The sequence below is a fragment of the Sphingopyxis sp. genome (assembly GCF_035565275.1).
Taxonomy (GTDB): domain Bacteria; phylum Pseudomonadota; class Alphaproteobacteria; order Sphingomonadales; family Sphingomonadaceae; genus Sphingopyxis.
In genome coordinates this window covers 1-25587 of record NZ_DATMST010000186.1, presented here as the reverse complement: position 1 = coordinate 25587, position 25587 = coordinate 1, and the positions used below count along the sequence as shown (strand labels likewise).

Genomic DNA, 25587 nt, shown 5'->3' with positions numbered 1-25587 from the left:
GGGTGACTTCTTTTCGCTCATTGGTTCCTTGCCAGTATTTTCTGAAGAGCCTCGAGTTCCTTCGCAAGCGGATTGACGCCGCGGCGACGGTCGTAGAGCCAGCGGATGAACATGATCACAAAGGCGAATGCCGCCGCGGTTCCGATCACGAAGAACACGTCGTTGAATGCAAGGATCGCCGCTTCGCGAGCGGCCTCCTGCACGACCTGCGCACCCGCGGTCGCGCTGCGCAGCGCGGGGTCGGTCATATTGGCGCTCATGCTCGCGGCCAGCGCGCTCATCGCTTGCGCCACCGCCGGGTCGCTCGTCGACAGGCTGCCGCCCAGCGTCATCAGATGCGCCTTGGCGCGCAGCGTGTGGAAGGCCGAAAGCGCGCCGACCCCGGCGAGCCCGCCCAGCGTTTGCGACAGGTTGAACAGCGCGAGGAAGCTGATGACGTGCGACGGTCCCTTGGCAAGCGCGCGCACGAACCCCTCCATCAGCATCGGCCCCATGAAATAGACTGCGGCAAAGGCGAGCGCGGCTTGCGACAGGTAGAGATCGGCGGGGCGGGTCAGCAGGCCCGAGTGGGTATCGGCAAGCGCCGCCACCGCGATGACCGCGAGCGAGACGAGCGTTGGCCGGCGAAGATCGTTCGGATCGAGCCGCGCGACCGCAAGCAGCGCGCCGAACAGGGTCGCCAGGGCGAGGACCGCATAATAGGCGACGAGCTGGTCGTTCCCCATTCCCACGGCCGACAACAGCCCCGTCGCGCCGAAATTCTGTTCGGACAGGAGGACGCGGACGAAGGCGCCGGTCAGTGCGAATTTCAAAAGGTCGCTGCTGCTCATCCAGCGCGTGTGCAGCATCGGGTTGGCGCGGTTATGCTCGATCAGGAAGGCGATACCGATCAGCAGGATCGCCGCCGCAAGCGTCCCGCCGAGCCAGGGCGTTGTCCACCAGACGATCCGCCCCTGGACGAAAAAGGCGCAGAGCAGCCCGACGCCGACCGCGAGCAGCGGGAAGGTCACGAGGTCGAGCTTTCCGAACGACCGGATCGTCTCGCCTGGCGGAAGCTGCAGGATATTCACCAGCCCGACCGCAACGAGCGACAGCGCGAATTGCAGGATGAACAGGTTGGTGACGTCGCCGTCGGCGAGCAGCAGCGGCGATATCGCGCGCGCGAGCGGCAGCGCGACCTGACTGACCCCGATCGCAAGCAGCAGGCCGCCGATCCGCGCTTTGGCCGGCATGCCCTGCATCAGATAGAAGGCGGCGAGCGTCGAAAGCCCGCTCGCGGCGATCCCCGACACCCCGCGCGACACGAGTTCGAGCCGGTATCCGGCATCGAATAACTGCAGGAAATTGGCGAGGAGCAGCGCGAGCATCATCGCGCGAACGAAGCGCTGGATGCCGAATTCCTGCCGGACCTTGAACAACAATATGCTCATGCAGGCATTGGTCATGCTGTAGGTCGCGGTGACCCAGCCGGCCTCGACGGGCGTCAGGTCGAGATGCCCCTGGAGCGCGGTGATGTTCGCGAGCAGCAGGCCGTTCTGGAAGCCGCCGACGATCGCGAGATAGAGACCGATCAGCAAATAGCCCAGCTTGCGGCGCGAGGGGTGGTCGGGGTTCGCGGGCGACCCCGGCATGATCGGCCGCTCGTGCGGTTTGAAGACATAGCCGCCGACAGGAGGTGTCCGCTCAGCCATGGCGGATGTGCGGGGCGATGAGCGAGTCGTGGAGCGACTGGCGAAATGCCCTGTCGTCGGCGAGTGCGGGCACGAAGGTAACGATCCCGTCGCGCCGCACGACGCTGACCGCCACACCATAAGCGAAGGTCAGGAAAACAAGCTCGGGCATCGGCGCCGACACATGATCCGCCGCATGCGCGCGTTCGACGAATGGCATGAAATGATCGAGCACGGGGCGCGACATATGCGTGAACGCCCATTGCGACCGTTCGGCATTGCCGCCCGCATCGCGAAGAAAGAAGCGCGGGATCGCGTCGTCGTCGCAATTGATGTCGATCAGCACGTTCATTTGCTCCGCGAGGGCTATGCCGGGCGGCGTGGTTTCGCTTGCACCGCCCGCCGTCGTCAATCGAGCGAGCATAAGTGTGCCGATGCGTTCGACCACGGCTTTCCAGAGACCCATTTTCGACCCGAAGCGATAGGAAATCAGTGCCGCATCGACGCCCGCATCGGCGGCAATATCGCGAAGGCGCGCGGCGTCGAAGCCGCTCTCGGCAAAGCGTCGCAACGCGGCACGCCGGATTCGGTTTTCCGTGTCGTCATGATCGGCGGGCCGGCGCCCGCGGCGGGAATTGACTGGCACCGCTCGTGCTCCATCTCGTCGGCGGACTCGCCGTATCGCATATTTTCGCTAAACCCGATTTTCATTTAATTCAACGATTGTTGAATTAAATCGGCAGGAAGGCAGGTGGTGCGACAGGGCGAGCTCGGGCTTTTGAAGCCTGTCCAACCCGAAAAAAAATTGCCCGGCGGCAAAACGGGTTCAAAATGGGGCAACAGCGCGTTTTCAGAAGGTTTTTTGCATGATACCGCGATTTGCGAGATGCCGGCGCGGCAGCATGTCGGTGCTCGACCCAACTTGATTTCGACTCGTGATGCTCTATTCAAACCGCCGTGCAAGGCGACCCCGACAATTACATCAGTCTGCTGTCGGTCGCGCAGATTGAAACGTTGCGGCACGTTTACGAGCATAAAAATTCCAAGCAGATCGCGCGTCTGATGAACGTCTCGCCGCATACAGTGGACGAACGCGTGCGGCGCGTCCTGAAAAAACTCAATGTTTCAAACAGGATAGAGGCGGCGCGTATATTGGCGATTCACGGTGTCTTCGATCATGTTACCCCTTATCAGCCTTTGACATATCAATTGATCGACCTAGGCGAGGTTCCCAAGGCCGACGATGCCGAAACGGGGCGCAGTTCGTTTCGGCGACTTTTAGATATCGGTTCGCCATTTCCTACCGCGTCCCAGCCGGCCAACCGGCATGGGTTGATGGAAAGGATAATCTGGCCGATCCTCATCGCTTTCGCGACGATTTCGGCTTTTTTCGCCCTTTATTCGATCCTTGTCGGACTTGGTCGCGTTCTGACCTGATGTTCGAACGAATGCTGCGGGGGGGAACCGGTGGCATTCTTTTTCAAGGAAAAAGATAATGCTGAATGAACGAGTTTCCGCGGCGAAGAAGATCGCTGCCGACCTGCACCGGGCCGAAGATGCCATCGACGAAGCGATGATCCGCATTGCGCAGCTGGCGGCCACGCTGCCGACCGCGCGGCGCGAAACGAACATGTCGGCGATCGTCGGCCAGGAAGCGATGGCCAAGGTTGCGCATGCGCTGGCAGCCGCAGGCGAAGTCCGCCAGCTGCTGACCGATGCGCATCTTGCGCTGACGGTAACCCAGAAAGAGGTCGGCCTCGGCACGCGCATGTTCGGTGCTGGCGTCAAGCCCGCCGCGGCGAAGCTCGTCGATGAAGGCAGCAACGACATGTCGGTCGCCGCCCTGCCGCTTGCGCAGGCATCCTGATCATTCAATAAGGGTTGACTGCCACAATGTGGTCCGTGGCGATCTATTATATTGTGCTGTTCATTACGGTCGCCGTCGCTATCAGCCGCGGCGGTCCGTTCGAACGGTGGGCGGCCTATACCGCCCTGATCGCCTCGGTCCTCACCAGCGCCGTAACGCCTTTCCCGACCTGGACCGACATCGAAGTCAATATCTTCATCATCGACGTGCTCGTGCTGCTGAGCTTCTGGTTTATCACCTTGAAGACGCAGAGTTTCTGGCCTTACTGGATTACCGGGTGGCAATTGATCGCCATTTTCGCCCACATCCAGAAGATGATGTTTTCGGAGATAATGGCGCGGCCCTATTCGCTGCTGTCGGTCTATATATCGTACCCGATCCTGCTGTTGATCATCTATGCTTCGGGTTCATCCGGTCGGAAAAGGGAAGCGCAGGCCTAGTGTACGTGGCACCCTGGGGGTCGCATCACATGCAGCAATTTTCGAACCAAGAAGTTGCCGAGTTAAAGTCGCGTATCGATCAGATCCACGAGCTGCTCGCGAGCCGCGGCGAAGAATTGCCGCCAGCTCCGGTCCGCACGGATGAAGGTCGCGAAGCCGCCGCGCCGCGATCGGCGTTGCTCGACCAGTTGTCGTTCAGCATCCAGATGCGCCGCATGCGCCGCAGCCATTTCGGCAGCGCCGAGCTGACGGGGCCGGTCTGGGACATGATGCTCGACCTGATGCTCGCAGGCGCGCACGGCCGCGCGCTCAGCGCCAGCGATCTTGCGACCGGGGCGGGCGTTCCGCTGTCGTCGGGGCTTCGCATGATCAGCGCGCTCGAACGGTTGGGACTGGTTCAGCGCTCGATTGACGAGCGCGACCGCCGCCGCACGATCGTCCGCCTGACCGACAAGGGGACCGAGCGGATGGCGAGCTATTTCGAGAAAATCGGCATGGCCTGGCAGAGCAGCCGGAACCTCGCCGCCTGAGCGACGGGAGGGGTTCCCCGCCGACCCCCCGCTACTCGGTCATCGAGCGCATCATCCGGTCGACCTTGGCCATCGCCTCGCGCTTGATCTGACAGATGCGCGCGGCGCTGACGTCAAGGGTCAGGCCGATTTCGTGCAGGTTGAGTTCCTCGAAGAAATAAAGCTGCAGCACCATCTGCTCCCGGTCCGACAGGAGGCTGACGCACTGGCGCAATGCTCCCATCAAATCCTCCTGTTCGCATGTTTCGCCCGCGCCGAGGCTGTCGTCGGCGGCAAGAAAGGCGCCAACGTCGGTCAACTCGTCGAGCGAAGTCGAGCGTCCGTGCGTCGCATTGCGTTCAAGCGCGAAATAATCCTCTGCCGACATGTCCAGCGCCTCAGCCATTTCGGCAGAGGTCGGCGCACGCATCAACTGCTGTTCGAGCCCTCCCCGTGCTGCCTGCAGCCGCTTTGTTGCCACCATCGCCGATCGTCCGACATCGGCCTCACGGCGCAGCTGGTCGATCATTGCGCCGCGGATGCGGGTCGAGGCATAGGTGGCAAAGGCGAAGCCGCGCTCTTCATAATTGCGGCTTGCCTCGATCAGCGCGATCAGCCCGGTCTGGATCAGATCATCTAGTTCACTCGTCCGCGACACGCGCGAGAAAACCTGCCACGCGATCTTGCGCACCAGCGGCGAATATTCCTCGACCAGCGCCTCGACGCTTTCGCCATAGCCGTGCGGGCGGGTCATGCGGCCGCCGGACGCGACAAATTGCTCGGCGGGCTCAATTCTCATGTGGTTGGTCCTCCATGTGGGCGTCGGGCCCGGTCGCGAGGCGCGGTACTTCGGCGCCGATCGTCGCGACGATTTCGGTCTGCTTGGTCGCGGGAATCTCGAGGTAGGAGATCACCGCGACATCGGAGAAAGTGGCGCGCACGAGCCGCGAGAGCGCCGAGCGGCAGATCGGCGACGCGACGAGCGCGAAGCTGCGCGTCTGGAGCAGCAGCGGTTCGACTGCCTGACCGACCTGTTCGATGATTTTCATCGCCATGCCATGCTCGAACGGCCATTCGGCGCCCGGATTGGCGCGCACCGCCTGGTTGAGCAATATTTCGATTTCGGGGCTGAAGGTGACGACGGGCAATGGCATGCGGCTCGGCACGATCGTCTGGACGATCAGCGCGCCGATGCGCTGGCGTACTGCCTCGATGAGGTCGATCTCGCCCAGCTGCTGTCCCGACAACGTGACCATCGCCTCGGCGATCTTGCGGAAGTCGCGTAGCGGCACGCGCTCGACGAGCAGCGATTTGCACAGGCTCGCGACGCGCGGCAGAGCATAACCCTGGGGCGAGAGATTCTGCGCAAGTTGCGGATAATGCGCTTTCAGATTGTCGATCAGCGCCTGCGCGTCGTCGATGCCGAACAGTTCGGCCGCGGACGCGACGATGCTGTTGTTGAGGTGCGTCGCGACGACAGTGGCGGGATCGACGACGGTATAGCCCGCAGCGATCGCGTCATTCTGTGTCGCCTTCGGGATCCACAGCGCGTCGAGGCCGAAGGTCGGATCCTTGCAGGGCCGTCCGGTCACCTTGGTGACGAGATCGCCCGAATCGAGCGCGAGCATCTCGTTGGGGAACACCTCGTCCTCCCCGACGATCACTCCGGCGATCGAGATGCGATAGACGTTGCCGGGCAGCGACAGATCGTCGCTGACCTTCACCGGCGGGACAACAAAGCCGAGTTCCTTCGACAACTGCCGGCGAATTCCGGTGATGCGGGTCATCAGCGGCGAACCCTTGCGCTCGTCGACGAGGGTGACGAGCGCATAGCCGATTTCGAGTTGGCACGCGCTTGCGTCGCTCACATCGGCCCATTCGATCAGCGACGGATCGGGCGCAGGTGCGGCGGGCTCAGGCAGGTCGGCGACCGCGGCCGCGGTGCGGCGGAGTTGCCAGCCGATGCCGAAGGACAGCGCAGCGGCAGGCAGGATCAGCATTTGCGGCATCGAGGGAACAAGGCCGAGGATGAAGAGGATGCCGCCGACCGCCATCCAGACCGGGGGCGCGGAGAACTGGCTGCTGATCTGGCCGCTGAGGTCGAACGGCGATGCGACGCGGGTGACGATCGCCGCTGCGGCGATCGACAGCAGCAGCGCAGGAATCTGCGCGACGAGCGCGTCACCGATCGCGAGCGTGACATAATTGCTGCCGGCTTCCGAAAAGCTGAGGCCATGGCTGAAGATGCCAAGAATCAGCCCGCCGACGATATTGACGAACAGGATCAGGAGGCCCGCGATCGCGTCGCCCTTCACGAACTTCGAGGCGCCGTCCATCGAGCCATAGAAATCGGCTTCGGTCGCGACTTCGACGCGGCGTTGCTTGGCTTCTTCGGGGCTCAGCAGCCCGGCGTTGAGATCGGCGTCGATCGCCATCTGCTTGCCCGGCAAGGCATCGAGGGTGAAGCGTGCCGACACTTCGGACACGCGCCCCGCGCCCTTTGTGATGACGACCATATTGATGATCATCAGTACGAAAAAGACGAACAGGCCGACGACATAGTCGCCGCCGATCAGCACCTGCCCAAACGCTTCGATGACATGCCCCGCAGCGGCGGTGCCTTCGTGGCCATGGACGAGCACGACGCGCGTCGAGGCGACGTTGAGCGCGAGGCGGAACAATGTCGCGAGGAGCAGCACGGTCGGGAAGGAGGAAAAGTCGAGCGGCTTGGCTGCCGACAGCGCGACCATCAGGATCGCGAGGCTGATCATGATATTGGCGACGAAGCTGATGTCGAGGATCAGCGGCGAAACCGGGATCACCATCAGGCCGACGAGGATCAGCATCCCGACAGGGAGCGCCGACGCGCCGGCGATCCGGCCGATGCTGCCAAGATTGAGACCGACGGTCATGCCGCGCCTCCCGAAAGCGAAGCGAGCCGCCGATAGGCATCGGCGGCAAAGCCCATCGAGAGCTTTTTGGGCATAGGCTGGATATCCATCATCTGAAGCGGCGGGCGTCCGCCACCGCCACCGCCCGCAAGGCCGCTCGAACTGCTCGCCTGCGCGTGCCAGCCGGTGGGGGCGTAGAGCTTGATATTTTCGGTCTTTCCGCCCTCTTCGAGCTTCACGCGAAAGCGTTCGCGGATATCCGCAAGACTGCGCATGCTGCCGTCGGGGGCATAGAATACCGAGCGATTGGCGGCCGCCGCCTCGGGCATCATCGTTGCGCCGGGCTGGTCGGGGTTGGCTTCGAGCGCGGTAAGAAATTTGGCGGCGCCGCCCGATCCGAGAAAATGCGCGAGATAGAGGTCGACCGGTTCAGCCGCGCGGCCGATGCGGCTTTCGATATAGTCGCGATTGTCGCCGGTCAGCGCCGCGGCCATGTTCGATGATGCCGTCGGATCGTCGCGCAGATCGAGGATCTGTTGGCGGAGCACCGGGTCGGCCACCGACAGCCGGCCCGACGCATCGCGGCCGATTGCGTCAGCCGCCCAGGCGAGTCCGTGGTTCGCGCCGTGGCGGTCGAGCGTTGCGAGCCACGTTTGTCTGGTGAACTGATAGAGTCCGCGCGCCGACGAGGTCGGTGCTTTCGCGGTCGGATTATAGCCGCTCTCGACGCGTGCGACGTCGAACAGATAGTCGAAATCGATTCCCGATCGTGTCGACGCATTTTGTACCGCATCCAACACGGGAGCGGCGATGTGGGTCGAGCCCCGGGGATTATTGATTGCGTTCATGGCTTGTGGTTCCGCTGGTTCGGCAGACCAAAAGCAATCATCGTGCCATTTAAGGTAAGTGGCTGTAATTCATATAGGGATCAGTAGTTTAGTGCGGCGCCTCGATGATGGGTGCCGCGGATCTCATGACTTCTGTCAATCCTCTGACGCGTCCAGTCCTTGAGGATGTTGACGCGGATCGCGGCCGCTTCGAGCTGGCCGAGCGTCTTTCCGATCAGCGCGCGCGCGCGATGCTCGCTGCCGGGCGGGATGCTGGCGCCGCGAAACAGGATTACTGCGGTTGCCAGCTCTTCGGTCGCGGCGATGATCGCGCCAGCGTCGTGTCCGTCGAGCGCGCCGACCAGTGCGTCGAGCCGCGTCTGCACCTCGTCGAGCATCATTCGGCCCCGCTGTGGAAATCGAGCATTGCGCTTGCGATGATCGCGGGGTGGACGCCATAGCTGCCGCTGGCGATCGCGGCTCGCAAGGTGGCAACGCGTGCGACGTCGACAGGCGGTGACATGTCAGCGAGGCTACCCGCGAGACGCGACAGGCGCGCGGTCGGCAGATTGTCCTGTGCCGGCTGGATCTGCGGCGCGGCGGACAACGACGCGGTCGCATCGCTGGCGACCTTGCGCAGCGGGCCGGTGCGGCCGATACCGCCGACTGCTCCGATCTTGCTGTCACCCGACATAATTGCCTCCATCCGGTGCCGTCAGAAAAGTGACGGCGCGGTTCACGAAGGCTTTAACGGACGTCGACGCGAGCGATTAAGCCGGCGTGCCCGAAAAAAGACAAAAGAAAAGCCCGGCGCCGTCGAAAAGCCGACAGCTCCGGGCCCCTGGAGGATGAAGTGAAAGAAAAGCGGGCGTCAATCGGCGATGCGCGCGCGGCCCGGACCGGTGACCGTCGCGCTGAGCGTCGATTTCGCGTCGTTGCCGCGCAAGGCAATCGTCTCACCGACGCGGCCGTCTTCGGTCGCCACCGCGGCGTAGGCGATTGAAAAGCTTTGGGTGTCGATCGTCACGCGGACATTGTCGCCGCGACGGACAACGGGCGCGCCTGCCACGGGTCTGGCGAAGCTCGCCGCCGCGGGGGTTGCATCTGCGGCGGGTCCGGTCATCGGAACGCGCAGGCGCCAGCCTAGCGAGGCGCAGCGCACCGCAAGCGTGTGCGCATCGATCGCGGTCACCGATGCCTGTTCGGGGCAGCGCTCGAGCTTAATCCGGCGATCGACGGGGGTCGCCGTGCGTCCGAGCGCGTTGGCGACCATGCCGGTCAGCGCGTCGATCGCCTGCCAATCCTCGGTGGCCTGCTGCGCGGAGGCGGGGAGGGCGGGAATGAGCGCGCATGCGGCAAGGCCGGCGAGATATTTGCGGGACAAGATCCATCTCCTTGGGGTCCAGAATGGTTGCCGGATATTTTGCAGGAAGCGTGCCAGTCGCGGTTTGGCGCGCGGTTGCGCGCGGTCCAGCGCGATGTCGTCGGTTTTTTGACGAGGGTGATGAACAAGCTTGCCGCATCCCGGTCAATGTACTGAAAACAAGATAAAATTTGCTTTTGGCACGGTGATTGCATCATGCCCTGTGTTTCCGCGCGTCTGCGCCGGCGAAGACCGGCCCGGATCAGCGGTGAGAAGCCTGTCGCCGGTGTCGGCAAATGAAGGAACGGGATGATGGCATCCGAGAAACTCTTTGGTCTGCACGCGACAGCGCTCCAGCTGCGCAGCCAGCGGATGATGATGCTTGCGTCGAACATCGCGAACGCCGCGACGCCGAATTACAAGGCGCGCGACATCGATTTCGCCAAGGCGCTCGATCTGGCGCAGCAAGGCGCGTCGACCGAAGGCGCGGTAGCGTATCGCGTCCCGGTCCAATCGTCGCTCGACGGCAACACCGTCGAGATGGCGACCGAGCAGACCGCCTATGCCGAAAACGCGCTCGCCTACCGGTCGAGCCTGTCTTTCCTCACGGGACGCATCAACACGCTGACCCGCGCGATCAAGGGCGAATGACGATGAACGGCAACTTCTCCGTCTTCGACATCAGCGGCCGCGCGATGTCGGCGCAGCTCGTCCGCCTGAACACCACCGCGTCGAACCTCGCAAACGCCAGAACGGTGGCGGGCAGCGAAGCCGGCGCCTTCCGGTCGCTCAAGCCCGTGTTCCGCACCGTGATGGACGGCCATGGCCGCGCGACGGTCCAGATCGATCAGGTCACGACCTCGAAAATGGCGCCTTCGAAACGCCACGATCCGTCGAACCCGTTGGCCGATCAGGACGGCAACGTCTGGGAAGCCGCGGTCGATAGCGCCGCCGAACTGGTCGAGATGGTCGAGACCGCGCGCCAGTATCAGAACAATGTCCAGGTCCTCGAAACCGCGAAGGGCCTGATCAACGAAACCCTCAGGATGGGACAGTAAGATGAGCGTCAACAGCATCACCAACAACAACCCCGTGATCCACCCCAAAGGCACCAGCCAGCAGATGGATCAGGGCGATTTCCTTCGTCTGATGACCGCGCAGCTGTCGCAGCAGGATCCGTTCAACCCGGTCGATAACCAGCAGATGGTCGCGCAGATGGCGCAATTCTCGAGCCTCGCCGGGATCAGCGAAACGAACACGGTGCTCGCAAAGATTTCGGAGCAGCTCACGGCGCAGACCCAGCTGCTCAAGGACATCAAGGCCGCCACTCCGGCGCCCGCCCCCACCACGCAGGAAGGATAATCCATGTCATTCTATACTTCGCTTTCGGGTCTCAAAGCCTCGCAGACCGACATGTCGGTCATCTCGAACAATATCGCCAACGCCGGCTCGGTCGGCTTCAAGCGCAGCAAGGCGCAGTTCGGCGATATCTTTGCCTCGTCGCCGACGCAGTCGACGAAGACGATCGCGGGCCAGGGCACACGCCTTAACGGCATCACCCAGCAGTTCACGCAGGGTTCGTACGAAGCGAGCGAAAAGACGCTCGACCTCGCGATCGTCGGCGAGGGCCTGTTCATCGTGAAGGGCAATCCGCCGACCGAGGCGATCACCTATACGCGCAACGGTTCGTTCGAACCGACGCCCGACGGCTATGTCATCGATACGACCGGTTCGAAGCTGCAGCTCCTCCCCGTCGATGCCGATGGCAATGTCACCAACAACACGCTCGCCGGCGCCTTTGATCTTCGGCTGCCCGACGGCGCACCGACCGATCCGACCTCGGCGCTGGTCAATGTGTCCATCGGGCTCGACGGCCTCGTCACCGCGACCTTTGCAAACGGCGAGGACCAGATGCTCGGCAAGGTCGCGATGGCGACTTTTCCGACCATGTCGGGCCTGCGTCCGACCGGCGACGCGCACTGGCAGTCGACGGGCGAAAGCGGCCCGCCAAGGATCGATGGCCCGACCAACGGTTCGATGGGCGCGGTCCGCTCGGGCGCGCTTGAGCGCTCGAACGTCGATATCACCGAGGAACTGGTGATGCTGATGTCGGCGCAGCGCAATTTCCAGGCGAACGCCAAGGCGATCGAGGGCGCGTCGCAGCTGACCCAGACGATCATCGGCCTGCGCTGACCGTCCGCGATTAACCGACTGCCGGGAGCCTCCGCATGGACCGCCTCATCTACACCAGCCTTACCGCGATGCGGGGCAGCATGTCCCGGCAGACCGCGATCGCCAACAATCTGGCGAACGCGCAGACGCCGGGTTTCCGCGCCGACATGGCGGAGGCGCAGTCGCTGTGGCTCAATGGCAGCGGCGCGAATGCGCGCGCCATGTCGTCGGAAGAGGTGATCGGCGCCGACATGCGCGCCGGCACCGTCACCGCGACGGGCCGCGACCTCGATGTCGCGATGGAGGGCGATGCCTTGCTCGTGGTGCAGGCGCCTGACGGCGCCGAAGCCTATACGCGGCGCGGCGACCTGCAGATCGCGGCCAGCGGGCTGCTCACCACCGGAGACGGTCATCCCGTCCAGGGCGGGCAGGGACCGATCACGATCCCCCCGGCCGATTCGATCCGGATCGATACCGACGGCCGCGTCTGGATCGTCCCCACCGGCGGCGATCCCGAAAATCCCCAGGAGGTCGACCGGCTGCGGCTGGCGACCCCGACCGGATCGGACATCGTCAAGGGGCTCGACGGCCTGTTCCGCGTGAAGGGCGACGGCATCCTGCCCGACGACCCCGAAGCACGGCTCGTGACGCGTTCGATCGAGGGATCGAACGTCGCGGCGACCACCGCGCTTGTCGAGATGATCGAGGCGAGCCGCAGCTGGGACACGCAATTGAAGATGGTGAGCGATGCGCGCGACATGGACAGCGCGACCGCGAACCTGATGCAGCTTCCCCGATAAGGAGATTTTGAGATGAGCTTCGGTGCCCTGCACGTCGCACGAACCGGTCTGGATGCCCAAGGCTTCCGGATGCAGGTGATTGCCAACAACCTCGCCAACGTGAACACCACGGGCTTCAAGCGCGACCGCGCGAGCTTCGAAACGCTGAGCTATCAGATGATGACCGCGCCGGGCGCGCAGTCGTCGGCAGAAAACCGCTATGCGACCGGGCTCAATCTCGGCACCGGCGTTGCGCTTAACGGCACCGCGCGCATCGACACGCAGGGCACGTTTGCCACCACCGGCAACGGGCTCGACGTCGCGATCGATGGCGCCGGATATTTCCAGGTCGAAATGCCCGACGGGCGCACCGCTTATACGCGCGCGGGCAATTTCGGCCGCGCTCCCGACGGCACGATCGTGACGTCGGACGGCAAGCCGGTCACCCCCGCGATCCAGATTCCCGAAGATGCGACCAATGTGTCGATCGGGGCCGACGGCACCGTGTCGGCGACCGGCGCCGACGGGACGCTGACCGAACTCGGCCGGATCGAGATCGCGCGCTTCGCCAATCCGGCGGGCTTGCAGGCGATCGGCGGCAACATGCTCGTTGAAACGCTCGCCTCGGGCGCGCCGCAGGTCGGCGCCGCGGGCGAGGAAGGACGTGGCAGCCTGCGCGGCGGGATGCTCGAGGGATCGAACGTCAATGTCGTCGAGGAACTGGTCGACATGATCGAGACGCAGCGCGCCTACGAGGTCAATTCGAAGATGATCCAGGCCACCGACGAGATGATGAAAAATGCCTCGCAGACTCTCTGATCTGGTCCTGATCGCGCTTGTGCTTGCGCCGGTTCCGGCGTTCGCGAAAGACAAGATTGCGCCCGACGCCTTTTCGGTGTCGATGCCGATGCCGCCGGCACCGCCGCCGGCGAACGGCTCGATCTTCCAGGGCGGTTATGTACCGCTCACTTCGGGCGGTCGCGCGGGCAATATCGGCGACATCATTACGATCCAGCTCGTCGAGCGCACCGCTGCGACGAAAAGCAACGCCGCGGGCACCCAGCGCGATGGCAGCATCGGCCTGACGCCGCCGACCACCGGGCCGCTATCGCTGTTCAATCCCAGCGACGTCGCCGCCGGTGGCGGCCAGCAGTTCAAGGGCAAGGGCGACGCATCGCAGTCGAACGCGCTGTCGGGCGAGGTCAGCGTGACCGTCGCCGCCGTGTATCCCAACGGGACGATGCTGGTGAAGGGCGAAAAGCTGCTCACGCTCAACCGCGGCGACGAACGCGTCCAGATTTCGGGTATCGTCCGCGCGATCGATATCAGTCCCGACAACCGCATCCTGTCGACCCGGGTCGCGAACGCGAACATCCGGTACGTCGGCAAGGGCGAGATCGCTCGCGCGAGCCAGCAAGGCTGGCTGCAGCGCTTCTTCGCCATCATCAGCCCGTTCTAACAGAGGAATATGAAGTGACCCAGCGTCCGACCCTGTTCACCCTTATCGCGCTCATGCTCGCCAGCCTTGCCTTTGCTGCGCCGGCGCAGGCCGAGCGCATCAAGGACATGGGCCAGTTCCAGGGCCTGCGTGCCAACCAGCTCACGGGGTACGGGCTTGTGGTCGGGCTCGCGGGCACCGGCGACGACAGCCTCGACTATTCGACGCTGGGCATGAGGGGCGCGGTGTCGCGCTTCGGCCTGACGTTGCCCCCCGGAGTCAATCCGGCGCTGAAAAATGCCGCGGCGGTGATGATCACCGCCGAACTGCCGCCTTTCGCGAAGCCGGGTCAGCGTCTTGACGTCACCGTGTCGGCGATCGGCAAGGCGAAGAGCCTGCGCGGCGGCACGCTCGTGCTTGCGCCGCTCTATGGCGCCGACGGCCAGATCTATGCGATGGTGCAGGGCAACCTCGTCATCGGCGGGCTCGGCGTTGCTGCTGCCGACGGGTCGAAGCTGACCGTCAATATCCCGTCGAGCGGCCGTATCGCGGGTGGTGCTACGGTCGAACGCTCGGTCGATACCGGCTTCGCCACTGCGAGCTACCTGACCTTCAACCTCCATCAGTTCGATGCGACCAATGCCAAACGCGTGACCGATGCGATCAACGCCGCGCTTCCCGGCAGCGCGTCGATGCTCGACGGCGCCAGCATCGCGATCCGCGCTGCGGGCAACGGCGACGAGCGGATGCGGCTGATGTCGCAGATCGAGAATCTCGGCGTCCAGCGCTCGGAGCCGCCAGCGAAGGTTATCGTCAATGCACGCACCGGTACCGTCGTCATCAACGGCGCGGTTCGCGTCGGCACTGCGGCGGTGACGCAGGGCAAGCTCAGCGTCTCGGTCAAGGAATCGCCAATGGTGGTGCAGCCCGCACCGTTCAGCCGCGGCGAGACTGCCGTCGAACAGTCGAGCGATATCCAGGTCGACGAGCAATATACCCCGGTGATGCTCGTCAAGCCGACCGCTTCGCTTTCCGAACTCGTCGATGCGATCAATCGCATGGGCGTTCCCCCCGGCGACCTCGTCGCCATCCTTGAGGCGCTGAGCCAGGCCGGCGCGCTCACAGCGGAACTGGTGATCATATGACGACGCCCATCTCTTCGGTATCGGCGGCGCCGACTCCCGCAGCTGCAGGCGGCGGCGACGGCGGGCTGCGCAAGGCGGCCGAGGCTTTCGAAGCCGTGATCCTGCGCCAGCTGATGGCCTCGATGCGACAGGCAAAGCTTGGCGACGATATCTTCGGGTCGAGCGCGACCGACAATTTTCGCGAAATGGCTGACGCACGCACCGCCGATTCGCTCGCCGCAATGCGTCAGTTCGGGATCGCCGACATGGTCGAGCGGCAGCTTGGCGGCCGCACGAGCAGTCTGGTCGGCCGTCTGGTCGGAGGCGTGCAATGAGCGACCTGCTCGGCATCGGCTATAGCGGACTCAAGGCCTATTCGCGTGCGCTCTCGACGATTGGCGACAATATCGCCAACGCGCAGACGCCGGGATATGCCCGCCGCCGGCTTGAGATGATGGAGGCCGTCGGTGGCGGCAATTCGATCTTCTATCGCGGCAATACCAATCCCGGTGGCGTCGATATCCGCGGCATCGACCGGTCGGTCGATAAATGGCTGATCGAGGATTCGCGCATCACCTCCGGCGATGCCGAACGGTCGTCGACGAAACTCGGCTGGCTCGATAAGGTCGAAGGCGCGTTGAGCGACGAAACCAACGGTATCAAGACCGGCCTCACAAAGCTCTACACCACCGCCGACCAGCTGACCTCTGATCCCTCGAACCGGACGCTGCGTGCCCAGTTCCTGCAGTCGGTCGACGACATTGCATCGGGTTTCCGCACCGCCGCGGACCAGCTCGACAAGATGGGCGACGGGATCGAGGGTGCGGCCGCAAGCGAGGTCGACCAGTTCAACGCCGACCTCACCGCGCTCGAACAGATCAACGTCGGGCTGCGCAAGTCGCGGCCAGGATCGACGAACGAGGCCAGTCTGCTCGACGAACGCGACCGGCTGCTCGACAAATTGTCGTCGCAGGCAGGGGTGAGCGCAAGTTTCGACAATAATGGCGCGGTGACGCTGCGCGCCTCCGGATCGGGCGATCTGCTCGTCGGCGGCGGCGTCGTGAATCCGATCGAGGTCACCGCGGCCGCCGACGGGCGGCTATCGTACAGCGTCGGCGGGTCTCCGCTCGCGATCTCGACCGGCTCGCTCGCGGGTCTCGCCGAGGGCGCGAATCATGTTGCTGACCAGCGTGTCGCGCTCGACACAATGGCGACCGACTTTGCGAGCCAGCTCAATGCCGCGCACCAGGCCGGCACCGATGCCAATGGCAATCCGGGTCAGCTGCTGTTCACCGGCGCGAGCGCCGCGACGCTGACCGCCGCGGCGCTCGCGCCCGACGAGGTTGCGGTGGCCGACGCATCGGGCAGCAATGGCAACATGCTCGCCTTTGGCACGATGCGCGGGGCGAACGACCCCGAAGCGCGCTGGTCGGGCCATCTTGCGACGCAGGCGCAGGCGGTAGCCTCGTCGCGCGCGCAGGATGCTGCCGCGGCAACGCGCGCCGATGCATCGGCGGCGGCGCGGGACGGGGTCAGCCAGGTCGACCTCGACACCGAAGCCGCTGAATTGTTGCGCTTCCAACAGGCGTATTCGGCTGCCGCGCGTACGATCCAGGTCGCGCGCGAAACGATGCAGACGCTGCTCAGCTCGCTCTAAGGAAAGGTCACGACCATGATCAACGCCGTAGGCAACCGCATGACGCGTGAAATCGCGCGGCAGCAGAAACTGGCCGAACAGCTCGAGCGGACCCAGATCCAGATTTCGGGCGGCAAGAAGCTCCTGCGCATGTCCGACGACCCGGTCGCGGCGCGGCGGATCGCGACGATCGGCACGACACAGGCGAGCATGACCGCCTGGTCGGCGAACATCAATTCGGCCTCGGCGCTCGTGTCGCAGGCCGACGGCGTGATGAAGTCGGTCAGCAATCTGATGACGCGCGCGCGCGAACTCACGCTCGCCGCGACGAGCGACACGACGAACCCTGCCGACCGTGCGACGATCGCCGCAGAACTCGGGACGATCGCCGACGAGCTCGATGCACTTGCCGCGATGCGCGATTCGAACGGCGACCCCGTGTTCGCGGCCGGCGCCGCGCGCGTGATGCGCTTCGATTCCGACGTGACCTTCGCGCCGGTTCCGTCGGCCGCCGACGTTTTCGTGGTTGGCGGAAACAGCTTGTCGACAGGTATCCGCGATGCCGCGGCGGCGGTCACGGCGGGCGACAAGGCCGGTATGAACGCATCGCTGGGAATTCTAGCCACCGCTATCGATCATGTCGCTGACAAACATGCGGAAATCGGCCTTTCTGGCGGGCGGCTCGATCGTATCGGCGACGGACTTGCGGCACGGGGGATCACGCTCAAGGACGAGCGTTCGGCGGTCGAGGACACCGATCTCGATGTCGCGATCGCGCAGCTCAACGCGCAGGACCTGACGCTGAGGGCGGCGCAGGCGGCCTTTGCAAAGATCAACCGTCAGACCTTGTTCGATATTTTGAGCTGACGGCCCTCAATATCGCGGCGCTGCTGCCGTTAATCATCGAGACGTCTTCGAATTGTGCGGGCCGTGTGCCCCGATGGAGTAGCCCTGAATGTTTCCCGTTGTCGGCATCATCGTTCTGATCCTGCTGGTCTTCGGTGGCTTTGCGCTGACGGGCGGCAATCTGGGGCCCGTCATGCACGCGCTGCCGCACGAGATGCTGATCATCGGCGGCGCCGCGCTCGGTTCGCTGATCATCGGCAATTCGGGCGCCGACCTGAAGGCGCTCGGCGGTGGGCTTGGCAAGGTGTTCAAGGGACCGAAATACAAGAAGCAGGACTATCTCGACTGCATCCTGCTGGTCTCGACCCTGATGAAGATGATGCGGACCGAAGGCCCCGTTGCGGTCGAGCCGCATATCGAGGATCCGAAAAACTCGACGATCTTCCAGCAATATCCCAAGCTTCTGAAGGACGACACGCTCGTCCACCTGATCTGCGACACGCTGCGCCTCGTCGTTGTGTCGTCGGGCACGCTCGACCCGCACGCGGTCGAAGAGGTGATGGATAATGCGCTGAAGAGCCATAATCATCACTCGATGAAACCTGCTGAAGGCTTGCAAAGCCTTGCCGACGCGCTGCCCGCGCTCGGTATTGTCGCGGCGGTGCTCGGCGTGGTGAAAACCATGGGCTCGATCGACAAGCCGCCTGCGATCCTCGGCGCGATGATCGGGTCAGCGCTCGTTGGCACCTTTCTTGGCGTGTTGCTGGCCTATGGTCTCGTCGGCCCCTTCGCAACACGCGCCAAGACCGTGATCGAAAGCGACAATGCCATCTATCATACGGTCAAGCAGCTGATCATCGCTTCGCTTCACGGTCATCCGCAGCCGCTGGTGATCGAGGCGGCGCGGTCGGGCGTCGATCATCACAACCAGCCGAGCTTCGCGGAAGTCTTTGACGGCATGCGGGGCCGCTGATGGCCGCGCGTCCGAATACCCCGCCGCGCCCGATCATCGTCAAGAAGGTGATCCAGGAGGCGCATGGCGGCCACCATGGCGGTGCGTGGAAGGTAGCATATGCCGACTTCGTTACCGCGATGATGGCCTTCTTCCTGTTGATGTGGCTCCTTGGCGCGACGAACGAGAAGCAGCGCAAGGCGCTTGCCGACTATTTCGCGCCGACGATTGTCCAGACGAAAACCGACACGGCGGGATCGACCGGTCTGTTCGGTGGCGACTCGCTCGTCGCGGCGGACCGCTACCCGCACGGGGCGGCGCAGACCGGTACGCGCGCCATGACCATTCCGCGCGACGCCGTGGGGGGACCGAGAGAGGCGTCAGGACGCGAAAGCGAGGCCGAATCGAAGAAGTTCAGCCTGCTCGCCCAGACGCTGAAGGAACGGATCCAGGCCAAAAGCGAAACCAGGCGCCTCGCGCAGAATATGACCTTCACTCAAACCGCCGAAGGTCTTCGCATCGACGTTGTCGACGATGCCGATTTCTCGATGTTCGCGCTCGGCACGAGCCAGCTCACCCCGGCGGGTGCGCGGCTTTTCGGCGAAATTGCGAAACCGATCTCCGGGGTGCCCAACCAAGTCATGGTCCGCGGTCATACCGACGCCGCCCCTTGGTCGGCCAAGGCCGGCACGAACAACTGGCGCCTGTCGGTCGACCGGGCCGAGGTCACGCGCCATTACCTGGAGTTCCGCGGCGTCGCTTCGGAACGCTTTTCGCGCATCGAGGGAGTGGCGGATCGCGAGCCCTATGTTCCCGCTGACCGATTCGATCCCCGCAATCGCCGCATCTCGATCACGCTTGGCTGGCGATCGGCCGGTGACAATTAGTGCCAGTTTGGCAGCATATTGGATCCTTAACTACGAGATTGCAGCGTCATTACTTCCATTTTGGCAATAACCATTTGTTTTTAATGAGTTAACTGCCGGTCGCTAATCCTTTGTTTACCACTTTCGTCAATTTCCGGGTTCATCGAAAGGGCGCCGATCGGGGGGCGCGGTGGAGACTGAAATGACTGCGGGCCAGAACAGCAACACAGCGCTTGAAACGCTGATTATCGGGAGCAGCCCGGCCGCCGTGCACCTGCGCGACATGATCCGCCGCGTGGCGCGATCGAACGCCTCGGTCATGCTCTGCGGCCCTTCGGGATCGGGCAAGGAACTCGTCGCCCGCGCCATCCATGACGAAGGTGTCCGGTCGGCCAAGCCTTTTGCCGCGATCAACTGCGGCGCGATCCCGGGCGAACTCATCGAATCCGAATTGTTCGGGCATGAAAAGGGCAGCTTTACCGGCGCCCATACCCGGCGCATCGGCCATTTCGAAGCGACCGAGGGCGGCACGATCTTCCTCGACGAAATCGGCGACATGCGTTTCGACATGCAGGTCAAGCTGCTCCGCGTGCTCGAGGACCGGACGATCGTCCGCGTCGGCAGCAGCGATGTGCGCAATATCGACGTCCGCGTGATTTCGGCCACCCATCAGGATCTCGACAGCGCGATCGCCGACGGCAAATTCCGTGAAGACCTGTTCTTCCGGCTCGGCGTGGTTGTGTTGCAGGTCCCCAGTCTCGCCGACCGCGTCGAGGATATTCCGGCACTGATCCGCCATTTCCAGCGCAAGATGCCCGCCGACGCCAAATGCCGTTTTGACAACGGAGCAATGGCGCTGCTGATGCAGCACGGTTGGCCGGGCAACGTGCGCGAACTGCGTAACTTCGTCGAACGCGCCAGCGTGCTCCACAGCGGCGAGACACTCGGCGCCGATGACGTCGCCATGCTTTTGAACCCTACCGCTGCGCTTGCGCCGCGACGGGCCGCTCCGGTCAGTCCCGTACTGGTCCCTGTCAACGAGGACGCGCTGGCGGCTCCGGCTGCGCAGCACGCCAAGGCTCCGGCACCGGGCCGTCCAATCGACCTAAAGCGCGAGATCGAGACGATCGAGCTCGAACAGATCCACGTTGCCCTCGACCTTGCCGACGGCATCATTTCCGAAGCGGCACGCCTGCTGACGCTGAAACGCACCACGCTCATCGAAAAGATGCGCAAATATGGCGTTCACCAGCAGGCCGCCTGACCGCCGCAAGACGACACGCGAGTTTCAGCACCAGCTGAAAAAGGGGGCTCTGGTCCGCCCCTGCCACCACCCGGCCGCCCGTCCCCACCTAGGGCGGCCGGGTACCCGACGCGCTTCTTCGATCGAAACGACACCGGCCCGCCTCTCGCCAGAGAAGCGGGCCGGTGTCGTTTCCGCGTCAGCGGAGAAATGGTCTAGCGAAGTTGCCGCCAGGCGGCGCTGATCGTCAAAATTCCGTCGAGAAGCTCGGTGAGCGCTTCCGCGCTGTTCGCTGCGACCGCATCGTCGAGCTTGCGGCGCATGCTGCGATAGACGCGCGACAGCGCGGTTGCGACGTCGCCGCCCTTGTCGCGGTCGAGATTGACGTCGAGGCCGATCAGGATCGCGCGTGCGCGATGCGCTGGTTCGGTTGCCGAGATGCGCTGCCCCTGCCGTACCATCGCCGCAAGGACGCCGACGGCGGTTTCCAGCTCGTCATAGAGCATCGTCACCAGCTCGACGGGGTCGGCGGCGGCGGCGCGGCTTTCGTTCTGCAAGCGGCGATAAAGCCCGGTCGCCCGGACGGTCGAAGCGGTAGCGGTCACGGTCCCCAAACCCTAGTTATTAGTCATTGCCCTGGTTCGACCAGAGCTTGATCTGTTGTTCGAGATAGGTCTGCGTCGCCTTGAAGGCGGCGAGCTTCGCTTCGAGCGAGCCATATTGCTTCTCGAGGCGCTTCCGGTAGGCATCCTCGCGTTCCTCGATCTTCCCGAGCTGCTCGGCGAGACTTTCCTTTTTCGCATCGAGCGATTTCGAAGCGCGATCGATGGCACCATTGGCGCCGACGGCCTTGTCGCGGATCGCGTCGAGCGCGAAGGCGATACCGGGATCGGTCGTTTCATTATGGGTGGCATCGCGGCGCGGATTGAACAGCGCCTCGACCGCGCCGGCGTCCGCGGCGAGCACCTTGTCGAGCTTGGCATTGTCGACGGCCAGCAGGCCTTCTTTCGTCGTCGAAATGCCGATGTCCGCGAGCTTGTTGATGCTGCCGTGGCTTGAAATCACCTTATGAAGGAGCCCCCCGAGTTCGCGTTCGAGTTCGCGCAGCGAAGCGGTGGCACCGGGAAGGCTCGACGCCGAGATAAGGCTCTTCTTGAGCTGGTTGTAGACCGCAACGAAATCGCCGACCGTCTGCTTGATCATGTCGAGCGGGCGGCTCGCGCCAATGTCGACGGGTTGGCCGGGTGCCGCCTTCTTCAGCGTGAGTGACATGCCGGGGACGACGTCGTCGATGATGTTGGTTGCGCGGCTGAAGGCGACGCCGTCGATCGTGAATTCGGCATTTGCCGCGCTCTGGCCCAGCGTCATGCTGTCGGTTGCGAAGGCGGCGAGGCCCGGATCGGCGCCGGCATTGGCGGTAAGGGTAAAGGCGCCCGGTTCTCCGGTCGGACCTTTCAGGATCAGGCGGTGGCCGCCTTCATCGGCAATAATCGACGCGGTGACGCCGGCGCCGCTGGCGTTGATCGCCCTGGCGAGACCGTCGAGGCTGTTGTTCGTCGCATCGACGGTTATCGTCTTGGCGACACCGCCAACGGTCAGCGTCATCGTACCCGCGCCGATCGCGGCGGTACGGTCGGCGACAACGCCGGAGTAATTGGTTTGCGCGCGCGCAAGCTGGTTCACCACGACCGTCGCGGCGAAGCTGTCGGCAGAAAGGCCCGCGCGGCTGGTCGCGCCAAGGACGCTTTCGTCGGAAACGGTGGGTGTGCTGCGGAGCGTCCCGTCGTTGACCATCTGGCTGAGCGAATCGGCAAATCCGTCAAGGTCCGATCGCGCCTGCGCCAGCGCGCTGATCCGCGTCTGGTTCGCCTGGGTAAGTTCGGTCATGCGCTTGATCTTGGGATCGCGAGACGCGTTCGACAGGTCGGTGACGAGCTGTTTGACGTCGAGACCGGACCCGAAGCCCAGGCTGTTGGCGATTGAACTGACCATGGCAAAATATCCTTCGCATCCCTTAACGGCGGCGCGCGGACAAGTTTAAGCCTGACGGCGTCCTTCGGGATCGAAACGATGCGTGGGCGGCACATCGACCGCCGGTTGCGCCAGGCCGTCGGCTGCGGCGCGCTCGAGCTGGAACACGAAAGCGAGCACGGTCGCGACCGCGACGAACAACTCCTCGGGAATCACGCGGCCGGCGCGCGCGGTAAAATAGATCGCGCGGGTCAGCTGCGGATATTCGAGGATCGGCACGCTGGCACCGCGCGCGAGTTCACGGATCGACAGCGCGACGTCGCCGCGACCGCGCGCGACGACGACGGGCGCGGCGTCCTCGCCGGGACGATAGCGGAGTGCGACCGAGAAATGAGTCGGGTTGGTGAGGACGACGGTCGCGTCGGACACGGCCTTGCGCGCCGATCCGCTCAATATCTCGTGCGCGCGCTGGCGCTGCGCCTGCTTGAGTTCGGGCGCGCCGTCGGACTGGCGCATCTCCTCCTTGATCTCCTGCTTGCTCATCATCAGCCGTTTGTTGCGCTGGAACCACTGCACCGGCACATCGATCAGCGCGATCACGACGAGACCGCCGGCGAGCACCAGCATCGCATGGCCGATTTCCTTTCCGGCGAGACCGATAGCAGACATCAGATCGGTGGACGCCATCGTCATGATCGCCGGCAGGCTGCTTTCGACCAGCGAATAGCCGATCGTGCCGAGCAGCAGCACTTTCGCCAGCGCCTTGCCTAGTTCGGTGACGCCCTGCATCCCGAACATGCGTTTCAGACCGCTCATCGGGCTGATGCGACTGCCCTTGAAGGCGAGCGCCTTGCCGCGCCAGCCGAACGAGCCGAGCAAGGCGGGTCCGGCAATGGCCGCGCCGATTGCGAGCGCGAAGAGGCTGGCAAGCGGCAGCAATATTTCGACACCATTGCGCATCAGCGCCTCGGCGGGCGCGAAATCGGAGACGTCGGCGGCGGTCAGCGTCAGTCCGCGACGGACGAGGTCGCCTGCCGACTGGACGAACCAGCCGCCCGCGGCGATCATCCAGCCCGCCGCGGCGAGCATCATCAGCGCCGTCGCCAGCTCGCGCGACATCAGAACGTCGCCTTCGCGCGCCGAATCGGCGAGTTTTTTCGCCGTCGGCTGTTCGGTCTTCTGATCCTTCTCGGTCTCGCCTGCCATCGCGTCAGATCCCCGCCATCATGCGTGCCGCATCGAGCGCATCGGACAGGATGCGCGCGATCGCTTCGGCCATCGCGGGGGTCGCCACGCCGAGCAGCACGATCCCGGCGAGCAGCGTTGCGGGAATGCCGACCGCAAACAGGTTGAGCGCGGGGGCCGAGCGCCCGATCACCCCCATGATGATCTGGACGAGTATCAGGACGAACCCCACGGGCATCGCGATAGTGAGGCCGGCGGCAAACATCAGGCTGCCGAAACGCAGCAGGCCGCCGATCGCCTCGAACGACGGAAAGGCATTGCCGGGGGGAAGCGCGCTATAGCTGTCGACGATGATACCGATCAGCACCAGATGGCCATCGGCAGCGAGGAAAAGCGCGGTCGCGAGCATCGAGAGAAACTGGCCGATCGCCGAACTCGAGGCACCGCTCAACGGATCGACCATCGACGCAAAGCCCAGGCCCATCGCATTGCTGATCGCCTCGCCCGCGATCAGCGCAGCGGCGAGGCCCATCTGGAGTACGAAGCCCATAGCGAGGCCGATCACGACTTCGCCGATGACGAGCAGAAAACCGGGGACCGAGACGATTCCTTCGGGTGGCAGCGTCATGCCCGATGCGGCGACCGCCGGCACCCCGACCGCAAGCGCGATGACGAGCCGAAGCTGCACCGGCACGTTCGACGCGCCGAACACCGGCGCGGCGATGAACGCGGCGCCGGGACGGATCATCCCCAGCATCCACAGCTGGAGCATCGCCTCGATATTCGGGATGTCGGCGGGGTTCATTGGCGTCCTAGCGGACGAGCGCCGGAATCTGCGCGAAGATCTCGCGGGTGAAATCGGTGAGCAGGACAAGGATGCTGCCCCCGAAGATCGCGAGGCAGATCGCCGCGACAATCAGCTTGGGTACAAAGGTCAGCGTCTGCTCGTTGATCGAGGTCGCCGCCTGCACCATGCCGAGCAGCACGCCGATGACGAGCACGGGTAGCAGCAAGGGCGCCGAGGCAAGCGCGAGAATCCACAGCGCCTGCTGCGCTACGCCGATGAAATAGTCGGCTTCCATCCACTATGTCCCGAACGACGAGGCGAGTGATCCCATCGTCAGCGCCCAGCCGTCGACCAGAACGAAGAGCAGCAGCTTGAAGGGCATCGATATGATAGTCGGCGACAGCATCATCATGCCGAGCGACATCAGCGCCGATGCAACGATCAGATCGATGACGAGGAAAGGCAGGAAGATCAGGAATCCGATCTGGAACGCAGTCTTGAGTTCGCTGGTGACGAAGGCGGGGAGCAGGATCGAGAAGGGCACGTCCTTCGGGCTCGCATAGGTCGGCGCCTTGGCGATCTTCGCGAACATCATCAGGTCGGTCTTGCGCGTCTGCTGCATCATGAAACCGTGGAGCGCGACGCCCGAACGCGACACCGCCTCGCCGATGTCGATCTGTTCCTGACCATAGGGTTCGATCGCGACGCGGTTCACTTCGCTGATCACCGGCTGCATCACGAAAAGCGAGAGAAAGAGGCTCAATCCGACGAGCACCTGATTCGGCGGCGTCTGCTGGAGCCCGAGCGCGTGGCGCAGGATCGAGAGCACGATGATAATGCGTGTGAAACTGGTCATCATCAGGAGCAGCGACGGCAGGACCGTCAGCAGGCTCATCAGGATGAGAATCTGGAGCGATAGCGAGAGCGGACGGCCGTCGCCGCCGATTTCGGTGACCGCGCGGTTCAGCCCGTCGGCGGCTTGCGCATAGGCGACCGGCGCCGCGCAGAGCAGCGCCGCGCC

At 64.1% G+C, this 25587-nt stretch carries 32 protein-coding genes; 18 read left to right on the top strand and 14 right to left on the bottom strand.

Annotated elements, in window-relative coordinates:
• Positions 1-17: 17 nt before the first annotated feature.
• Positions 18-1691, bottom strand: coding sequence for an MFS transporter (locus VN047_RS13135; RefSeq protein ID WP_325543371.1), 1674 nt, complete (start codon positions 1689-1691; stop codon positions 18-20).
• Entirely contained in the window at positions 1684-2316 is a 633-nt protein-coding gene (locus tag VN047_RS13130; protein WP_325543369.1) for a TetR/AcrR family transcriptional regulator, read from the bottom strand. Before VN047_RS13130 ends, VN047_RS13135 begins: the two co-directional genes overlap by 8 nt.
• Before the next feature lie 311 nt (positions 2317-2627).
• Between VN047_RS13130 and VN047_RS13125 the strand changes: the two genes are divergently transcribed.
• From VN047_RS13125 to VN047_RS13110, 4 genes are read left to right on the top strand one after another with little or no spacing between them, the layout of a single operon-like run.
• Positions 2628-3107 (top strand): helix-turn-helix transcriptional regulator, encoded by a 480-nt coding sequence (locus tag VN047_RS13125; RefSeq protein ID WP_325543367.1) that lies wholly within the window; start codon positions 2628-2630, stop codon positions 3105-3107.
• Between the two features lie 58 nt (positions 3108-3165).
• Complete coding sequence (locus VN047_RS13120; protein ID WP_325543365.1) at positions 3166-3537, top strand: hypothetical protein; 372 nt, start codon at positions 3166-3168, stop codon at positions 3535-3537.
• A gap of 26 nt (positions 3538-3563) precedes the next feature.
• Entirely contained in the window at positions 3564-3977 is a 414-nt protein-coding gene (locus VN047_RS13115) for a hypothetical protein (RefSeq protein ID WP_325543363.1), read from the top strand.
• A 29-nt stretch (positions 3978-4006) separates the two neighbouring features.
• Positions 4007-4507: a MarR family winged helix-turn-helix transcriptional regulator gene (locus VN047_RS13110; RefSeq protein ID WP_325543362.1), complete on the top strand. Its 501-nt coding sequence runs from the start codon at positions 4007-4009 to the stop codon at positions 4505-4507.
• 31 nt (positions 4508-4538) lie between these two features.
• Here VN047_RS13110 and VN047_RS13105 read toward each other — a convergent pair whose 3' ends face one another.
• The 6 genes from VN047_RS13105 to VN047_RS13080 all read right to left on the bottom strand — a co-directional run bounded on the left by VN047_RS13105 (position 4539) and on the right by VN047_RS13080 (position 9588).
• A complete protein-coding gene (locus VN047_RS13105; RefSeq protein ID WP_325543360.1) occupies positions 4539-5285 on the bottom strand; it encodes a FliA/WhiG family RNA polymerase sigma factor in 747 nt (248 codons plus the stop codon).
• On the bottom strand, positions 5275-7398 hold the full coding sequence (gene flhA / locus VN047_RS13100) for a flagellar biosynthesis protein FlhA (protein ID WP_325543358.1): 2124 nt from the start codon (positions 7396-7398) through the stop codon (positions 5275-5277). The genes VN047_RS13105 and flhA overlap by 11 nt, the downstream gene beginning before the upstream one ends.
• Positions 7395-8225, bottom strand: coding sequence for a transglycosylase SLT domain-containing protein (locus VN047_RS13095; protein WP_325543356.1), 831 nt, complete (start codon positions 8223-8225; stop codon positions 7395-7397). The genes flhA and VN047_RS13095 overlap by 4 nt, the downstream gene beginning before the upstream one ends.
• A gap of 80 nt (positions 8226-8305) precedes the next feature.
• Complete coding sequence (locus VN047_RS13090; protein WP_325543354.1) at positions 8306-8605, bottom strand: hypothetical protein; 300 nt, start codon at positions 8603-8605, stop codon at positions 8306-8308.
• A complete protein-coding gene (gene flgM / locus VN047_RS13085) occupies positions 8602-8898 on the bottom strand; it encodes a flagellar biosynthesis anti-sigma factor FlgM (protein WP_325543352.1) in 297 nt (98 codons plus the stop codon). Before flgM ends, VN047_RS13090 begins: the two co-directional genes overlap by 4 nt.
• A gap of 177 nt (positions 8899-9075) precedes the next feature.
• Entirely contained in the window at positions 9076-9588 is a 513-nt protein-coding gene (locus VN047_RS13080) for a flagella basal body P-ring formation protein FlgA (RefSeq protein ID WP_325543350.1), read from the bottom strand.
• A gap of 288 nt (positions 9589-9876) precedes the next feature.
• On the opposite strand from VN047_RS13080, the gene VN047_RS13075 reads away from it, so the two are divergent.
• From VN047_RS13075 to VN047_RS13010, 14 genes are all read left to right on the top strand, one after another.
• Positions 9877-10218, top strand: coding sequence for a flagellar basal body rod protein FlgB (locus VN047_RS13075; RefSeq protein WP_325543348.1), 342 nt, complete (start codon positions 9877-9879; stop codon positions 10216-10218).
• Positions 10215-10625 (top strand): flagellar basal body rod protein FlgC, encoded by a 411-nt coding sequence (gene flgC, locus VN047_RS13070; RefSeq protein WP_325543346.1) that lies wholly within the window; start codon positions 10215-10217, stop codon positions 10623-10625. The genes VN047_RS13075 and flgC overlap by 4 nt, the downstream gene beginning before the upstream one ends.
• A gap of 1 nt (position 10626) precedes the next feature.
• A complete protein-coding gene (locus VN047_RS13065) occupies positions 10627-10929 on the top strand; it encodes a flagellar hook assembly protein FlgD (protein ID WP_325543344.1) in 303 nt (100 codons plus the stop codon).
• Positions 10930-10932: 3 nt separating this feature from the next.
• Positions 10933-11760 carry a flagellar hook basal-body protein gene (locus VN047_RS13060; RefSeq protein ID WP_325543342.1) on the top strand — a complete coding sequence of 276 codons (828 nt, stop codon included), beginning with the start codon at positions 10933-10935 and terminating at the stop codon, positions 11758-11760.
• A 35-nt stretch (positions 11761-11795) separates the two neighbouring features.
• The gene (locus tag VN047_RS13055; RefSeq protein ID WP_325543340.1) at positions 11796-12539 is read left to right on the top strand and encodes a flagellar basal body rod protein FlgF; all 744 of its coding nucleotides are present in this window, start codon (positions 11796-11798) and stop codon (positions 12537-12539) included.
• A gap of 12 nt (positions 12540-12551) precedes the next feature.
• The gene (flgG, locus tag VN047_RS13050) at positions 12552-13337 is read left to right on the top strand and encodes a flagellar basal-body rod protein FlgG (RefSeq protein ID WP_325543339.1); all 786 of its coding nucleotides are present in this window, start codon (positions 12552-12554) and stop codon (positions 13335-13337) included.
• Positions 13318-13977, top strand: coding sequence for a flagellar basal body L-ring protein FlgH (locus VN047_RS13045; RefSeq protein WP_325543337.1), 660 nt, complete (start codon positions 13318-13320; stop codon positions 13975-13977). Before flgG ends, VN047_RS13045 begins: the two co-directional genes overlap by 20 nt.
• Positions 13978-14030: 53 nt before the next feature.
• Positions 14031-15101: a flagellar basal body P-ring protein FlgI gene (locus VN047_RS13040; protein WP_325543375.1), complete on the top strand. Its 1071-nt coding sequence runs from the start codon at positions 14031-14033 to the stop codon at positions 15099-15101.
• Positions 15098-15415 (top strand): rod-binding protein, encoded by a 318-nt coding sequence (locus VN047_RS13035; RefSeq protein ID WP_325543335.1) that lies wholly within the window; start codon positions 15098-15100, stop codon positions 15413-15415. The genes VN047_RS13040 and VN047_RS13035 overlap by 4 nt, the downstream gene beginning before the upstream one ends.
• Entirely contained in the window at positions 15412-16737 is a 1326-nt protein-coding gene (gene flgK / locus VN047_RS13030) for a flagellar hook-associated protein FlgK (RefSeq protein ID WP_325543333.1), read from the top strand. The genes VN047_RS13035 and flgK overlap by 4 nt, the downstream gene beginning before the upstream one ends.
• Positions 16738-16752: 15 nt before the next feature.
• Entirely contained in the window at positions 16753-17583 is an 831-nt protein-coding gene (locus VN047_RS13025) for a flagellin (protein ID WP_325543331.1), read from the top strand.
• Positions 17584-17671: 88 nt separating this feature from the next.
• Positions 17672-18535 carry a flagellar motor stator protein MotA gene (gene motA / locus VN047_RS13020; protein WP_325543329.1) on the top strand — a complete coding sequence of 288 codons (864 nt, stop codon included), beginning with the start codon at positions 17672-17674 and terminating at the stop codon, positions 18533-18535.
• On the top strand, positions 18535-19401 hold the full coding sequence (locus tag VN047_RS13015; protein WP_325543327.1) for a flagellar motor protein MotB: 867 nt from the start codon (positions 18535-18537) through the stop codon (positions 19399-19401). The genes motA and VN047_RS13015 overlap by 1 nt, the downstream gene beginning before the upstream one ends.
• A 181-nt stretch (positions 19402-19582) precedes the next feature.
• On the top strand, positions 19583-20644 hold the full coding sequence (locus VN047_RS13010; protein WP_325543325.1) for a sigma-54 dependent transcriptional regulator: 1062 nt from the start codon (positions 19583-19585) through the stop codon (positions 20642-20644).
• A gap of 194 nt (positions 20645-20838) precedes the next feature.
• On the opposite strand, the gene fliS is transcribed toward VN047_RS13010, so the two are convergent.
• Genes fliS through fliP form a run of 6 tightly spaced genes read right to left on the bottom strand, consistent with a single transcriptional unit; the run spans position 20839 to position 25578 of the window.
• Positions 20839-21228 carry a flagellar protein FliS gene (gene fliS, locus VN047_RS13005; protein ID WP_325543323.1) on the bottom strand — a complete coding sequence of 130 codons (390 nt, stop codon included), beginning with the start codon at positions 21226-21228 and terminating at the stop codon, positions 20839-20841.
• Positions 21229-21247: 19 nt separating this feature from the next.
• Positions 21248-22615 carry a flagellar filament capping protein FliD gene (gene fliD / locus VN047_RS13000; protein ID WP_325543321.1) on the bottom strand — a complete coding sequence of 456 codons (1368 nt, stop codon included), beginning with the start codon at positions 22613-22615 and terminating at the stop codon, positions 21248-21250.
• A 45-nt stretch (positions 22616-22660) separates the two neighbouring features.
• Positions 22661-23800 carry a flagellar type III secretion system protein FlhB gene (locus VN047_RS12995; RefSeq protein ID WP_325543319.1) on the bottom strand — a complete coding sequence of 380 codons (1140 nt, stop codon included), beginning with the start codon at positions 23798-23800 and terminating at the stop codon, positions 22661-22663.
• A gap of 4 nt (positions 23801-23804) precedes the next feature.
• Positions 23805-24584, bottom strand: a complete 780-nt coding sequence (gene fliR / locus VN047_RS12990; protein WP_325543317.1) for a flagellar biosynthetic protein FliR — start codon at positions 24582-24584, stop codon at positions 23805-23807.
• A gap of 7 nt (positions 24585-24591) precedes the next feature.
• Positions 24592-24861 carry a flagellar biosynthetic protein FliQ gene (locus VN047_RS12985; RefSeq protein ID WP_325543315.1) on the bottom strand — a complete coding sequence of 90 codons (270 nt, stop codon included), beginning with the start codon at positions 24859-24861 and terminating at the stop codon, positions 24592-24594.
• A gap of 3 nt (positions 24862-24864) precedes the next feature.
• Positions 24865-25578 (bottom strand): flagellar type III secretion system pore protein FliP, encoded by a 714-nt coding sequence (fliP, locus tag VN047_RS12980; protein WP_325543373.1) that lies wholly within the window; start codon positions 25576-25578, stop codon positions 24865-24867.
• Between the last annotated feature and the right edge of the window lie 9 nt (positions 25579-25587).

What these genes read in the sequence shown, in the direction of transcription:
- VN047_RS13135 (WP_325543371.1), bottom strand. Translation starts at nt 1,691, where the DNA reads ATGGCTGAGCGGACACCTCCTGTCGGCGGCTATGTCTTCAAACCGCAC.
- VN047_RS13120 (WP_325543365.1), top strand. Translation starts at nt 3,166, where the DNA reads ATGCTGAATGAACGAGTTTCCGCGGCGAAGAAGATCGCTGCCGACCTG.
- VN047_RS13115 (WP_325543363.1), top strand. Translation starts at nt 3,564, where the DNA reads ATGTGGTCCGTGGCGATCTATTATATTGTGCTGTTCATTACGGTCGCC.
- VN047_RS13110 (WP_325543362.1), top strand. Translation starts at nt 4,007, where the DNA reads ATGCAGCAATTTTCGAACCAAGAAGTTGCCGAGTTAAAGTCGCGTATC.
- VN047_RS13105 (WP_325543360.1), bottom strand. Translation starts at nt 5,285, where the DNA reads ATGAGAATTGAGCCCGCCGAGCAATTTGTCGCGTCCGGCGGCCGCATG.
- flhA (WP_325543358.1), bottom strand. Translation starts at nt 7,398, where the DNA reads ATGACCGTCGGTCTCAATCTTGGCAGCATCGGCCGGATCGCCGGCGCG.
- VN047_RS13095 (WP_325543356.1), bottom strand. Translation starts at nt 8,225, where the DNA reads ATGAACGCAATCAATAATCCCCGGGGCTCGACCCACATCGCCGCTCCC.
- VN047_RS13090 (WP_325543354.1), bottom strand. Translation starts at nt 8,605, where the DNA reads ATGATGCTCGACGAGGTGCAGACGCGGCTCGACGCACTGGTCGGCGCG.
- flgM (WP_325543352.1), bottom strand. Translation starts at nt 8,898, where the DNA reads ATGTCGGGTGACAGCAAGATCGGAGCAGTCGGCGGTATCGGCCGCACC.
- VN047_RS13075 (WP_325543348.1), top strand. Translation starts at nt 9,877, where the DNA reads ATGATGGCATCCGAGAAACTCTTTGGTCTGCACGCGACAGCGCTCCAG.
- flgC (WP_325543346.1), top strand. Translation starts at nt 10,215, where the DNA reads ATGACGATGAACGGCAACTTCTCCGTCTTCGACATCAGCGGCCGCGCG.
- VN047_RS13065 (WP_325543344.1), top strand. Translation starts at nt 10,627, where the DNA reads ATGAGCGTCAACAGCATCACCAACAACAACCCCGTGATCCACCCCAAA.
- VN047_RS13060 (WP_325543342.1), top strand. Translation starts at nt 10,933, where the DNA reads ATGTCATTCTATACTTCGCTTTCGGGTCTCAAAGCCTCGCAGACCGAC.
- VN047_RS13055 (WP_325543340.1), top strand. Translation starts at nt 11,796, where the DNA reads ATGGACCGCCTCATCTACACCAGCCTTACCGCGATGCGGGGCAGCATG.
- flgG (WP_325543339.1), top strand. Translation starts at nt 12,552, where the DNA reads ATGAGCTTCGGTGCCCTGCACGTCGCACGAACCGGTCTGGATGCCCAA.
- VN047_RS13045 (WP_325543337.1), top strand. Translation starts at nt 13,318, where the DNA reads ATGCCTCGCAGACTCTCTGATCTGGTCCTGATCGCGCTTGTGCTTGCG.
- VN047_RS13040 (WP_325543375.1), top strand. Translation starts at nt 14,031, where the DNA reads ATGCTCGCCAGCCTTGCCTTTGCTGCGCCGGCGCAGGCCGAGCGCATC.
- VN047_RS13035 (WP_325543335.1), top strand. Translation starts at nt 15,098, where the DNA reads ATGACGACGCCCATCTCTTCGGTATCGGCGGCGCCGACTCCCGCAGCT.
- flgK (WP_325543333.1), top strand. Translation starts at nt 15,412, where the DNA reads ATGAGCGACCTGCTCGGCATCGGCTATAGCGGACTCAAGGCCTATTCG.
- VN047_RS13025 (WP_325543331.1), top strand. Translation starts at nt 16,753, where the DNA reads ATGATCAACGCCGTAGGCAACCGCATGACGCGTGAAATCGCGCGGCAG.
- motA (WP_325543329.1), top strand. Translation starts at nt 17,672, where the DNA reads ATGTTTCCCGTTGTCGGCATCATCGTTCTGATCCTGCTGGTCTTCGGT.
- VN047_RS13015 (WP_325543327.1), top strand. Translation starts at nt 18,535, where the DNA reads ATGGCCGCGCGTCCGAATACCCCGCCGCGCCCGATCATCGTCAAGAAG.
- VN047_RS13010 (WP_325543325.1), top strand. Translation starts at nt 19,583, where the DNA reads ATGACTGCGGGCCAGAACAGCAACACAGCGCTTGAAACGCTGATTATC.
- fliD (WP_325543321.1), bottom strand. Translation starts at nt 22,615, where the DNA reads ATGGTCAGTTCAATCGCCAACAGCCTGGGCTTCGGGTCCGGTCTCGAC.
- VN047_RS12995 (WP_325543319.1), bottom strand. Translation starts at nt 23,800, where the DNA reads ATGGCAGGCGAGACCGAGAAGGATCAGAAGACCGAACAGCCGACGGCG.
- fliR (WP_325543317.1), bottom strand. Translation starts at nt 24,584, where the DNA reads ATGAACCCCGCCGACATCCCGAATATCGAGGCGATGCTCCAGCTGTGG.
- VN047_RS12985 (WP_325543315.1), bottom strand. Translation starts at nt 24,861, where the DNA reads ATGGAAGCCGACTATTTCATCGGCGTAGCGCAGCAGGCGCTGTGGATT.